The organism is Rhodococcus sp. NPDC057135, from assembly GCF_042670865.1.
Lineage (GTDB): Bacteria > Actinomycetota > Actinomycetes > Mycobacteriales > Mycobacteriaceae > Rhodococcus_F.
Genome location: NZ_JBHUUU010000002.1, coordinates 445,737 through 458,499, shown reverse-complemented (window position 1 = coordinate 458,499; position 12,763 = coordinate 445,737). Strand labels below are relative to the sequence as shown.

The following is a 12,763-nucleotide window of genomic DNA, read 5'->3' as shown; positions in this document are numbered from 1 at the left end:
TCTGGGAGTTACTGCGTGATTCTGTAGACGGCCACCGCGCCCGGTTCGGTGTCGAAATCGAACCGGCGCGCGTCTGCCACCACTTCACCGTCGGTGGCGATGGCTACCGGTGAATCGGCCACCCGCACCGACATCGACGACACGAGTTCACGAACGTAGACCCGCGAGCTGCCCAATGTTCCTGTGGCAGCCGCAAACAGAAGACGTGAGCGCGAGAACTTCTTGTCCGCGCGCAGATAGCGGACGTCGAGTAGTCCACGGTTCATCTCCGGACGCGACATCGGCACCTGATCAGCGGGGGAGTATCGCCCGTTTCCGACGAACAGCATCCAGATGGTGCTCCGCTTCCCGTCGATGGTGACAGTCATCGGCTCCGCCGCCGCGAGAACACGGATCATTGCGGCGCCCGCGGCCGGCCACTTCCCGAATCGCGGTTCCCACTTCTCCCGCAGCCGCACGGCGTCCGGGTATCCACCCAGGCTGGCGGTGTTGAGAAAGCGTGCAGTCACGCCGGAATCCGTGCGCACCACAGCGTGGTCGACAAATGCGGCCTGCCCGGACTCGACTGCCTGCGCGGTCTCCTCGACGTTCACCGCGCCGACGTCACGGGCGAAATGGTTCAACGTTCCGCCGGGAAAAACCGCAAGGGGTAGGTCGTGTTTTGTTGCCGCGGTCGCGACCGTGACCACTGTTCCGTCGCCTCCGCATACGCCTAACGCCTTCGGCGAGAGTTCGGGGATCTTGGCGTCGATCTGCATGTCGAAGTCGATGTCGGCGTCGAATTCGTAGATGACCGCTGCCGGTAGTGATTCTCGAATCGATTCGACGATCCCGTCGTCCTCGGAGCCGGAACCCGGATTGGTGAAGACCAACAAGCCTTCTCCCCGAGGGAGTGCGGGAACTACGCACTCGGGTCCGAGTTCGGCTGGCTCTTCGTCGCGCACCGCCCACCAACGTCGTGTGCCGGCAGCGATTGCGCCGCCAACCGCGAGGCCGGCGAACACGTCGGACGGCCAGTGCACTCCGTTGTGAACGCGTGAGTACGCGACCGCTGCGGCCAATGGTGCGATGGCCGCGCCCGCCACCGGGGATTCCATGGCCACTGCCGCGGTGAATGCCGCCGCTGATGACGAATGACCGGAGGGGAACGAGGACGACGTCGGAATGTCGACTCCTCGCTTCGGGCTCAGCCAGACACGCGCCGGTGGGCGCCGCCGGGGAAACAGGGGCTTGAGTATGCCGTTGGCCAGCGCGCTCGAACCGGCAAGTGCGAGCATCCCACGTGCCGCGGCCCTCCTGGGCCGGCCACCGATCAGCGCGAGCAAGGCGGCGACGACCATCCACAAAACGCCGTGATCGGCCGCTCTGGAGAGAAACCGCATGGTCGGGTCGAGCACGGAAGGGCGCAGTGCTCCAGTGCTTTCCATGACTTTGACGTCGCTTCGGACAACTTTTCGGCGAATAAGGCTCACACCGTCACACTATGCCGCCGCCCGACGTTGTCGAGTCGTGACTTACGACGCGATCGAAGTACAGGGGTGAACCTCGCATTCTGGTTGTACTGTCGAAGTGTGCAGAGACGAATCATGGGTATCGAGACGGAATTCGGCGTTACCTGCACCTTTCACGGGCACAGGCGACTGAGCCCCGACGAGGTTGCTCGTTACCTCTTCCGTCGTGTCGTGTCGTGGGGTCGCAGCTCCAACGTCTTCCTCCGCAACGGAGCCCGCTTGTACCTGGATGTGGGTTCGCACCCGGAGTACGCGACGGCCGAGTGCGACAGCCTCATCCAGTTGGTCAATCACGACCGAGCCGGTGAGCGTGTGCTCGAAGAACTGCTGATCGACGCCGAGGCGAGACTCGCCGAGGAGGGGATCGGTGGCGACATCTACCTCTTCAAGAACAACACCGACTCGGCCGGAAACTCGTACGGATGCCACGAGAACTTCCTCGTCGCGCGCGCCGGGGAGTTCTCCCGGATTTCGGATGTCTTGTTGCCGTTCCTCGTCACGCGCCAGTTGATCTGCGGCGCCGGCAAGGTGCTGCAGACACCGAAGGCTGCGACGTTCTGCCTCTCGCAGCGTGCGGAACACATCTGGGAAGGCGTCTCGTCGGCGACCACTCGCTCGCGCCCGATCATCAACACTCGCGACGAACCGCACGCGGACGCCGAGAAGTACCGCCGTCTGCACGTGATCGTCGGCGATTCCAACATGGCCGAAACGACGACGATGCTCAAGGTCGGTTCTGCAGCACTCGTACTCGAAATGATCGAAGCCGGAGTTTCGTTCCGCGATTTCGCCCTGGACAACCCGATTCGTGCCATTCGCGAGGTCAGCCACGACGTGACCGGCAAGAAGCCTGTCCGGCTGGCCGGTGGACGTCAGGCCAGTGCTCTCGATATTCAGCGCGAGTACCACTCCAAGGCAGTCGAACATCTGCGTAACCGCGAACCGGACCCGCAGGTCGAGCAGGTTGTCGATCTCTGGGGTCGTACCCTCGACGCCGTCGAAGCTCAGGATTTCGCGAAGGTCGACACGGAGATCGACTGGGTCATCAAGCGCAAGCTGTTCCAGCGCTACCAGGACCGTCACGGCTTCGATCTGTCCGATCCCAAGATCGCGCAGCTCGACTTGGCCTACCACGACATCAAACGTGGCCGCGGCGTCTTCGACGTGCTGCAGCGCAAAGGCTTGGTCAAGCGGGTCACCGAGGACGAGACGATCGACGAGGCCGTCGAGAATCCGCCGCAGACCACCCGCGCCAAGCTGCGGGGGGACTTCATCACCGCAGCCCAGGCCGCCGGCCGGGACTTCACGGTCGACTGGGTTCACCTCAAGCTCAACGATCAGGCGCAAAGAACTGTGCTCTGCAAGGACCCGTTCCGTTCTGTCGACGAGCGTGTCGAGCGTTTGATCGCTTCGATGTAGGTCACTCATTTTCGAGATGTACAAGACGGCAGGTCTGTTTTGCGGCGACGCGCCGGGCACGAAAGTGTCCGGCGCGCGTTCGGTTATCGGATAGCCACTAGGATTTCGGCGTGGCGACATCAAAAATCGAGCGGTTGATGAACCTGGTGATCGCATTGCTGTCCACCAGACAGTTCCTCACGGCGGAGAAAATCCGCGACAGTGTGGCCGGGTACAACGATTCCGCGAACTACGAAGCGTTCAGTCGCATGTTCGAGCGCGACAAGAACGAACTTCGTGACCTGGGTGTCCCTTTGGAAACCGGTCTGGCAGGACGGTTCTCGACGGTCGAGGGGTACCGGATCAATCGCAATGCCTACGAGCTTCCGGACGTGGACCTCACCAGCGAGGAATCTGCGGCCGTCGCCGTCGCAGTGCAGTTGTGGGAATCTCCGGAACTTATTTCGGCAGCCCAGAGTGCGCTGCTCAAACTCCGAGCAGCCGGCGTGCAGGTCGACGCAGAAGTCAGTGCCGCACCGGTGACTGCGATTCCCGCACGCACCCGCGGCTCGGAGCCCGCCCTCGGAAAGCTGCTTGCAGCGGTCGACGCCGGCCGAGCAGTTCATTTTCAGCACCGCGGCGCATTGAACGAACCGTTCACCGAACGCACTGTGGAACCGTGGGGCGTCGTCACGCACAACGGCAAGTGGTACCTGGTCGGGCACGACGTCGACCGTGATGCGGTGAGAACCTTCCGGCTCTCCCGGATCGGTGACGACGTCAGGGAGTTCGGGCCCGCCGGATCGGTCCACAAACCCGAGGGTGTCGATCTTCGCGAGGTCGTCGACCGGGTGACCGGGTCGGGCGTGGTGACCGGGACCGCTACGGTGTGGGTCGCAGACGGTCGCGCACACGAGCTTCGCCGGCTTGCGACGGCGTCGTCCGATCGGCGGTTGACCGATCGCGACGGCAGCGTGCTGTCCATCCCCGTCCGATCCTGGGAGTGGACCGCTCGGTTGATCGCCGGACATGGGGTGGATGCACTGGTGTTGGACCCACCGGATTTGCGTGCGGAAGTCGTCGCGAAGCTGCGCGCCGCGGCGAGCCCGATCATCGGCAATGACGGACAGGGGGAGAACTGATGAGCAATCGACTGTCATCTCGGTTGGCGCGGCTGCTCAACCTCGTGCCGTACTTCATCGCGAATCCGGGCATCAGTCCCGTCGAGGCTGCCGAGGAACTCGGTGTCAGCACCACGCAACTCATGACCGACCTCAATCAGCTGTGGGTCTGTGGACTGCCCGGCTACGGTCCGGGCGATCTCATCGACTTGTCCTTCTCGGAGGAAAGCATCGAGGTCACGTTCTCGGCCGGAATCGATCGCCCGTTGCGCCTCACCTCCACGGAAGCGACTGCATTGCTGATCGCGCTTCGATCATTGGTGGAAATGCCGGGCATGGTCGATCCGTCTTCGGCCCAGCGCGCTATCGCGAAGATCGAGGACGCAGCAGGCTCGGCCGCGGCGCGAGCCGTCGGCCAAGATCGCAGTACTTCGCCGGCTCCGGATATCGCCGAAGACCCGATCGCCGCGACGGTCAGAGCCGCGCTCGCTGACAAGACCGCCCTTCGATTGACGTATTACTCGGCTTCGCGAGACGCGGTCTCGGAGCGCATCGTCGATCCCGTTCGTATCGTGTTGGTCGACAACTACAGCTACCTCCAGGCCTGGTGTCGCCAAGCCGAGGGGGTGCGGTTGTTCAGATTCGATCGGATCGACGCAGCAGTCCAACTCGACGAACCTGCCGATCCTCCGCCACAAGCCCTCGAGGAGGATTCGAATCTCGAGTTGTTCAGCGGCGACGGTTCGCTTCCGGAAGCACGGTTGTTCATCACCAAAGAATGGGTGTGGATGCTCGACTACTACCCGATGGACGTCGTGCACGTGAACGACGACGGGTCGGTCGAGGCGACGATGAGTTTCGGAACTCTCGAATGGATGGCAAGGCTGGTCCTCGGGTTCGGTGAGGGTGTTCGGGTCCTGCATCCGCCGGAATTGGTCTCCGAAGTACACGATCGGGCCGTTGCGGCACTCGACGCGTACGACGTAATCGGTTCGTAAAACTTCAGGAAACTTCACCCTCAGTGAGTTCGCAGGAAACAAACAGGTAAAAGGTAGCTGAAGTAAGTGCTTTGACAGCTCCGAGCGCCGGTTGTGTCCGGTAGCATCGAGGAATCTGATCATGGGAGGTCGTTATGGGTGCAATGCAGCCGATGCATTGGCTGATTGTCGCTGTTGTCGTCGTAATTCTGTTCGGGTCGAAGAAGCTTCCCGATGCAGCACGCGGTTTGGGTCGTTCCCTCCGCATCTTCAAGAGCGAAGTCAAGGAAATGCAGAACGACGATTCGGCGCCTGCAAGCGCGCCGGTCGCACAGCCTGCTCCGGCACAGTTGCCGACGGCCAACACCGCGGTGGTCGCAAACGGTGCAGCAGCACCTGTTGCGCAGCCGACCGAAGTCAAGCCGCTCTAGTACACACTGCGTTCTAGCCGGGGTGAAATATTCGTTCACCCCGGTTGTCTGCTGACCAAGACCAGGATGCACAGTGCGTATTCCGTTAGACCCGCGTAACCGCAAGCGGAAGGTCAATCCAGACGGCACCATGTCGTTGGTCGACCACCTGTACGAATTGCGGACTCGTTTGTTGTTCGCATTCCTCGGCGTGATCATCACCACGGCGTTCGGCTTCTTCTGGTACTCACACTCGATACTCGGCTTCGAGAGCCTGGGCGACCTGCTTCGCGGACCGTATTGCGAGCTTCCGTCCGAGAGTCGCGCCAACCTCAGCACCGACGACGCGTGCCGATTGCTGGCGACCGGGCCGTTCGAGCAGTTCATGCTGCGATTCAAAGTGGCGCTCACCGCCGGTATCGTCCTTGCCTGCCCGGTGTGGCTGTACCAACTGTGGGCATTCATCACCCCGGGCCTCTACGCAAAGGAACGTCGATACGCGGTCGGATTCGTCACCGCCGGTGCTGCCCTGTTCATCCTCGGCGCGATCCTGGCGTACCTCGTCGTGGCAAAGGCTTTGCACTTCCTCCTGACCATCGGCGACAACGTCCAGATCACCGCGCTCAGTGGTTCGGAGTACTTCGGCTTCATCATCAATCTGCTGCTGATCTTCGGTGTCAGCTTCGAGATTCCGTTGCTCGTGGTCGTACTGAACTTTGCCGGCATTCTGACGTACGAGCGTTTGAAGGCCTGGCGTCGAGGATTGATCTTCGGGCTGTTCGTCTTTGCCGCAGTTGCCACCCCGGGTTCGGATCCGTTCTCGATGCTGGCGCTCGCATTGGCCCTGACGCTTCTCTTCGAGGTCGCGGTCCAGATCGCTCGCCTCAACGACAAACGTAAGGCCAAGCGATCCGGTGAAGACTGGGGAGCAATCTCCGACGAGGAAGCTTCCTCCATCTCGGCTCCGTCCGATCTGAACGAGGCTTTCGACAATCCGACCAAACCCAAGGCCGAATCGAGTGGATTGTTCGGACGTAAGTCCAAGCCCAAGGCTCCGGCCGCGAAGAAATCCGACACCGCCGGCGACAACGCACCAGGCCAGGATTTCACTGACACTCTCTGAGCGCCGTGCCACCACGTCGGCGGCGTATGAAACCCTGACGAGGTGGTTATGAACAAGAGTGAACTGAGCACGTTTGCGTCCAGCCTGAAGTTCGAACTCGATCCATTCCAGGTGAAGGCATGCGTTGCGCTCGAAGCGGGCCACGGTGTCCTTGTCTGTGCACCAACCGGCGCAGGCAAGACCGTGGTCGGCGAGTTCGCTGTCCACCTGGCTCTCGCGGCCGGCCGCAAGTGTTTCTACACGACGCCGATCAAGGCATTGAGCAATCAGAAGTACGCAGAGCTCGTCGAGCGCTACGGCGCGAGCGAGGTCGGCCTGCTGACGGGTGATTCGAGCATCAACTCCGACGCACCGGTGGTCGTCATGACCACCGAAGTCCTGCGGAACATGCTCTACGCCAACTCCGAGGCACTGCGCGGGCTTTCGCACGTCGTCATGGACGAAGTGCATTACCTGGCCGACCGGTTCCGCGGGGCGGTGTGGGAGGAAGTGATCCTGCACCTGTCCGAGGATGTTCGCCTGGTGAGCTTGTCGGCGACCGTGAGCAACGCCGAAGAGTTCGGCGCCTGGATGGAAACCGTCCGCGGCGACACCACCGTGGTCGTGGACGAGACGCGGCCGATCCCGCTGTGGCAGCACATCATGGTCGGTCGACGGATCTTCGATCTCTTCGACAGTCGTAGTCATCCCGCCGCTGGGCCGAAGACCGTACTCGTCGACCAGGATCTGGTTCGCCACGTCAAGCAGCGTCAGGCGCTCGAACGCGTCGAGAGCTGGCAGCCGCGTGGCCGTGGACGGCGTGGCAGCTACCAGAGTTCCAACGATTTCCGGCCCTTGCCGCGACCTGAGGTCATCGCTCAACTCGATCAGTCCGGACTGCTCCCGGCGATCACTTTCATCTTCAGCCGCGCCGGTTGTGATGCGGCACTTGCACAGTGCCTGCGGTCCAGACTCGATCTCACTTCGCCGGAGCAGGTTCGCGAGATCGACACCATCATCGAGAAGCACACCGGGGAACTACCCGAGGAAGATCTCGAAGTCCTCGGATATCGGGACTGGTGCAAGGCACTGCGACGCGGTCTCGCCTCCCACCACGCGGGCATGCTGCCGGCATTCCGCCAGACAGTCGAGGAACTGTTCGTCAAGGGCCTCGTGCGAGCAGTCTTCGCGACCGAGACGTTGGCGCTCGGTATCAACATGCCGGCACGCACGGTGGTGCTCGAACGCCTGGTCAAGTACAACGGTGAGTCACACGCCGAACTGACGCCGGGCGAGTACACGCAGCTGACCGGCCGAGCCGGCCGACGCGGTATCGACGTCGAAGGACACGCTGTGGTCCTGTGGCAGCCCGGGGTCGAGCCGACGGATGTCGCCGGTTTGGCGTCGACACGGACGTTCCCGCTCCGCAGTTCGTTCCGCCCCTCGTACAACATGTCGATCAACCTCGTCGAGCGCATGGGAGCGGCCGATTCACGCAAGCTGCTCGAGCGTTCCTTCGCTCAGTTCCAAGCGGACCGCTCGGTGGTCGGCCTGGTGCGTGGCATCGAGCGGAACGAAGAAGCACTGAAGGGTTTGCAGGAGAAACTCGGTGGTGCAGACGGCGAGTACTTCGAATACGCGTCGTTGCGTGAGCGGCTCAGTGCGCGCGAGCGGGCGCTCGAACGTAAGGGCCGCGAGGATCGCCGCGAAGATGCGGTGGAGTCCCTCCGTGCACTCACCCGCGGTGACGTGATCGCGATTCCCATCGGTCGTCATTCCGGAGTGGCCGTGGTCCTCGTCCCCGACAACGATCCGAAAGACCCCCGTCCGCTGGTTCTGACTGCCGATCAGTGGGCCGGCCGACTCTCCTCGAGTGATTTCCCGGAAGCAGCCGAGGTCCTGGGAAAGATGCGCCTACCCAAGCATGTAGATCACCACACCGCCCGGATTCGGCGCGATCTGGCCTCGGCGTTGCGTAGCACCGGAATCAGCGCCCCTCGGCGGAAGAAGCGTCACAAGGCGGGCGCGTCCGAAGACGCCGAGGTCGCTACTTTGCGACGCGCTATTCACTCGCATCCGTGCCACAGCTGGCCCGATCGCGAACATCTGAGCCGGATCAGTGAGCGCTACAACCGATTGGCCCGCGAAACACAGGCGATGAGGGAAAAGGCCGCGGCCACCACCAACTCGTTGGCGCGCACGTTCGACCGAATCATCGCGCTACTCAAAGAGCGTGAGTACATGACTGCCGAAGCAGCGCCCGAAGTCACCGAATCCGGACGACGACTCAGTCGCATCTATTCGGAAAGCGACCTTCTGGTCGCCGAGTGCCTGCGGACCGGTGCGTGGACAGGTCTCAGCCCGGCCGAACTGGCAGCAGTCGTGTCCTCGGTGGTTTACGAATCACGTCGAGACGGCGACACGGTCGATCGGGTGCCGACTGCGGCACTTCGTCACGCGCTCAACGACACTCAACGACTGTGGAGTGAACTGCGGTCGGACGAAATTCGCCACAAACTGCCGCCGACGCGCGAACCCGATCTCGGATTCGTCACTGCCGTTTACCACTGGGCTAGTGAAAATTCGCTGGTCGACGCTCTGATCGCAGCCGGAGTGCAAGGCCGCGCGCTGTCTGCGGGTGATTTTGTCCGGTGGTGTCGTCAGGTGATCGATCTCCTCGATCAGGTCCGACTGACATCGACGGACGCCGACGTGGCGAAGACCGCGGCGCGGGCGGTAGCTGCGATTCGTCGCGGGGTAGTTGCTGTCGACGCAGCATGACCGCAACTATGTGGTTTGATTCGCAGACTGGTATTTCGAGTGGGAGGCGAACATGAGCGGGCCTTACGGACCGAACGATCCGAATCGGCAATGGGGTCCTGGTGATCAGCAGCAGCCGAACGAGCAGCAGTGGGGGCAGAATCCCCAGCAGCCGGGCGGACAACAGCAGCCTGGTCAGCAGCCCGGCCAGCAACAGCCGTGGGGTCAGCCGCAACAGCAGCCCGGTCAGCAACAGCCTTGGGGCCAGCCTGCCTACGGTCAGCCTGGTCAGCCGGGTGGTCAGCCTGCGTACGGCCAGCCCCAGCAACCAGGCCAGGGGCAGCCTGGTCAGCAACAGCCGTGGGGCCAGCCTCAGCAACAACCTCCGGCTCAGCCGTGGGGTCAGCCCGGGCAACAGCAGGCACCGGATGCAACCCAGGCGTGGGGTCAGCCTCCTGCTGCCGCGCCTCAGCAGGCGTGGGGCGCCACAGCACCCGGCCAAGCTCCGGGACAACAGAACCAGTGGAACCAGGCTCAGCCGTTCCCGAGTCCCGGTGCGCCCGGAAACCAGGCGGGTAAGTCGAAGAAGCCCCTGATCTTCGGTGCTATCGGTGTTCTCGTTGTTCTGGCGGCTGTCGTGGTTGCCCTGGTGTTCGGTGTATTCGGCAAGAACACACTCGATCAGAGCGCGGCTCAGGCCGGCGTCGAGAAGATCGTCACCGAGTCCTACGGGGCAAAGAACGTGAGCAATGTTCAGTGCCCCGCGGACCAGGAAGTCAAGTCAGGCAACAAGTTCACCTGCACGCTCTCGATCGCGGGCGTGAAGTCGAACGTGACCGTGACGTTTGTCGACGACAACGGCACGTACGAGGTCAGCCGCCCGAGCTGACGCTCTACTGGTCGGAACGGCCTGCCGCCGCAGCCTTCAGCGCGGCGGCAAGTCGGCCGGCCGAGCGTTCGATGTTCAGCGAAGCGGCCACTTCCTCGAAGCGTGCGGGATCGACGGGGGTCGCCGGGAGTCGGTCGTCCTTCGAAAACTGAACGTCCGCGTCGCGAACGACTCGTACCACCGGCAACGCAGCGTCGAGGTATGCCATTGCCTCTGGTGAGGTGAGCTTCGCGCGAATTCCCTTGGCCATGTCGGATTCGGGGTCAGCCGCGGCCGCACGAAGTCCGGCCAGCGAGCCGTAGCGGAGCATCAGCGTCGACGCAGTCTTCTCACCGACACCCTTGATGCCGGGTAGACCGTCGGAGGCGTCTCCGCGCAGTACCGCGAGTTCGGCGTATGCCTCGCCCGCACGGTCTCCGGGTACCCCGTACTTCTCGGCGACCTCGACCGGTCCGAACAGTTCCGCCTTGGACAAACCGCGGCCGACGTAGAGGACACGAACGGGCACGTACTCGTCGGTGACGACCTGCAGAAGGTCGCGGTCACCGCTGACGACGACGGTGAGATCCTCGCGCTCGGTAGCGGCAAGCGTTCCCAACACGTCGTCGGCTTCGAGGCCGACAGCACCCGCCGTCGCGATACCCGCTGCTGCGAGCACGTCCATGATCATGTCGACCTGAGGTGTCAACGTGTCCGGAACTTCCTCGGACGAACCGTCAGAGCCTTCCTCGACGCGATGCGCTTTGTACGTCGGAACGGCGTCGACGCGGAACTGTGGTCGCCAATCCAAGTCCAGGCACACCGCGAGACGACTCGGCTGGTGTTTGGTGATCAGGGAAGCAACCATGTCGGTGAATCCGCGCACCGCGTTGACAGGTCTGCCGTCGGGGTCGACGAATGACTCGGGCAGTGCGTAGAACGCACGAAACCACAGGCTGGCACCGTCGAGGAGAAGCAATGGCCCACTCATGGTCACCATCCTGCCAGTCGGCACTAACCTGTAAGCCATGACGTCTCCAGCCGAACAGGATTCCCGATTCTCCAGCGCCGTGTACGGCGCACGTATCGCTCGTGCCGCCGAGTTGGCTCGATCAGCAGGTCTCGACGGTCTGGTGGTGACTCCCGGTCCGGATCTGCGGTACCTGACGGGTTCTCGGGCTGACTCGTTCGAGCGCTTGACCGCGTTGGTCATCGCCGCGGACACGGCGAAGGCGTCCGTTGTGCTTCCTCGCTTGGAGTTGGCGTCGCTGAAGGAATCGGCGGTGGGCGATCTCGGGTTGACCGTCCTCGACTGGGTCGACGGCGTCGATCCGTATGCGATTGTGGCGGCGCAACTTCCGGCCGGCGCCAAGGTTGCGGTGACCGATGCGATGCCCGCGCTGCATCTGATCCCGCTCGCAGACACGTTGGGTGCGTTGCCGATCCTCGCCACCGGAGTGTTGCGTGAATTGCGGATGGTCAAGGACGACGCCGAGATCGAGGCGTTGCGACGGGCTGGTGCGGCGATCGATCGGGTTCACGCTCGCATGGCGGAGTTCTTGATCGTCGGCCGCACGGAAGACGAAGTAGGTGAGGCGATTTCGGCCGCGATCCTCGAAGAGGGGCACACCGAGGCCGCGTTTGTGATCGTCGGATCGGGCCCACACGGTGCCGATCCGCACCACGAGGTTTCGGACCGGGTGATCGAGAGCGGTGACGTCGTGGTGATCGACATCGGTGGACCGGTCGAGCCTGGATACAACTCGGACTCCACCCGCACGTACAGCATGGGGCAGCCGTCCGCCGAGGTAGCAGCACAGTTCGCGGTACTCGAAGCGGCGCAACAGGCTGCTGTCGATTCGGTGCGGCCGGGAGTATCCGCAGAATCCGTGGACGTTGCCGCCCGCGAAGTGCTTGCCGCACAGGGTCTTGCGGAGGTATTTGTCCACCGCACCGGTCACGGTATCGGGTTGTCCGTGCACGAGGAGCCCTACATCGTCGAGGGCAACACCATCGAACTCGTCGAAGGTATGGCGTTCAGCATCGAACCGGGAATCTACTTCCGCGGCAATTGGGGCGCCCGTATCGAGGACATCGTCGTCGTGACCGCCGACGGTTGCGAGTCGTTCAACAACCGTCCGCACGGCCTGACGGTCCTCGACTGATCAGCTTTCCTTGAACGCCGCGGACCCGAGTATGCGTGTGACGTCGATTTCGATCACCACACGCGCGGGGTTGACCCGTGGCTGGCGGTACCGCTCGGCGTAACGCCGAACGGCGTCGGCCACGGAGTCCGCGTCGGTGAGCACGCGTGCCGGCCCCTCGAGCGTGAGCCAGCGGCCACGGTCGACCGAACTGACGGCGGCGTATCCACCCCGGGCGGCATTGATCGCCTTCTGCGAACCACCGCTGGTGATCACGCGCGCCTTTCCGGCTTCCTGATCCCAGGTGAATCCGACGGCGACGACGTGCGGGGTGCCGTTCGGACGCAACGTCGTGAGTGTCGCGAGGTGGTATTCGCCGACGAACTTCAACCCGTCTTCGGTGAGAGTCTGCTGCGACGATGGCGTGGTGGAGGGGGTGAGCGTCATGCCACGACGGTAATCCAGGACACTG

At 63.1% G+C, this 12,763-nt stretch carries 11 protein-coding genes; 8 read left to right on the top strand and 3 right to left on the bottom strand.

Going from position 1 to position 12,763, the window contains the following annotated elements; all coding sequences use genetic code 11:
• Positions 1-8 precede the first annotated feature (8 nt).
• The gene (locus tag ACFT1A_RS04985; RefSeq protein WP_378446126.1) at positions 9-1,427 is read right to left on the bottom strand and encodes a phosphatase PAP2 family protein; all 1,419 of its coding nucleotides are present in this window, start codon (positions 1,425-1,427) and stop codon (positions 9-11) included.
• A 144-nt stretch (positions 1,428-1,571) separates the two neighbouring features.
• On the opposite strand from ACFT1A_RS04985, the gene pafA reads away from it, so the two are divergent.
• From pafA to ACFT1A_RS04950, 7 genes are all read left to right on the top strand, one after another.
• A complete protein-coding gene (pafA, locus tag ACFT1A_RS04980) occupies positions 1,572-2,930 on the top strand; it encodes a Pup--protein ligase (protein WP_230815667.1) in 1,359 nt (452 codons plus the stop codon).
• 110 nt (positions 2,931-3,040) lie between these two features.
• Positions 3,041-4,051 (top strand): helix-turn-helix transcriptional regulator, encoded by a 1,011-nt coding sequence (locus ACFT1A_RS04975; protein ID WP_378446054.1) that lies wholly within the window; start codon positions 3,041-3,043, stop codon positions 4,049-4,051.
• Positions 4,051-5,028, top strand: a complete 978-nt coding sequence (locus tag ACFT1A_RS04970) for a helix-turn-helix transcriptional regulator (RefSeq protein ID WP_378446053.1) — start codon at positions 4,051-4,053, stop codon at positions 5,026-5,028. Before ACFT1A_RS04975 ends, ACFT1A_RS04970 begins: the two co-directional genes overlap by 1 nt.
• 134 nt (positions 5,029-5,162) lie before the next feature.
• Entirely contained in the window at positions 5,163-5,438 is a 276-nt protein-coding gene (gene tatA / locus ACFT1A_RS04965; RefSeq protein WP_378446052.1) for a Sec-independent protein translocase subunit TatA, read from the top strand.
• Positions 5,439-5,511: 73 nt separating this feature from the next.
• Positions 5,512-6,540, top strand: coding sequence for a twin-arginine translocase subunit TatC (gene tatC, locus ACFT1A_RS04960; RefSeq protein ID WP_378446051.1), 1,029 nt, complete (start codon positions 5,512-5,514; stop codon positions 6,538-6,540).
• A gap of 48 nt (positions 6,541-6,588) precedes the next feature.
• A complete protein-coding gene (locus ACFT1A_RS04955) occupies positions 6,589-9,300 on the top strand; it encodes a DEAD/DEAH box helicase (protein WP_378446050.1) in 2,712 nt (903 codons plus the stop codon).
• Positions 9,301-9,352: 52 nt separating this feature from the next.
• Complete coding sequence (locus ACFT1A_RS04950; protein ID WP_378446049.1) at positions 9,353-10,168, top strand: DUF4333 domain-containing protein; 816 nt, start codon at positions 9,353-9,355, stop codon at positions 10,166-10,168.
• 4 nt (positions 10,169-10,172) lie between these two features.
• Here the strand turns inward: ACFT1A_RS04950 and ACFT1A_RS04945 are convergent, their stop codons facing one another.
• Positions 10,173-11,138, bottom strand: coding sequence for a 5'-3' exonuclease H3TH domain-containing protein (locus ACFT1A_RS04945; protein WP_378446048.1), 966 nt, complete (start codon positions 11,136-11,138; stop codon positions 10,173-10,175).
• A gap of 37 nt (positions 11,139-11,175) precedes the next feature.
• Here ACFT1A_RS04945 and ACFT1A_RS04940 point away from each other — a divergent pair, with 37 nt between their 5' ends.
• A complete protein-coding gene (locus ACFT1A_RS04940; RefSeq protein WP_378446047.1) occupies positions 11,176-12,312 on the top strand; it encodes a M24 family metallopeptidase in 1,137 nt (378 codons plus the stop codon).
• Here ACFT1A_RS04940 and ACFT1A_RS04935 read toward each other — a convergent pair whose 3' ends face one another.
• Complete coding sequence (locus ACFT1A_RS04935; RefSeq protein ID WP_378446046.1) at positions 12,313-12,738, bottom strand: PPOX class F420-dependent oxidoreductase; 426 nt, start codon at positions 12,736-12,738, stop codon at positions 12,313-12,315. It abuts the gene before it with no gap.
• Positions 12,739-12,763: the final 25 nt, after the last annotated feature.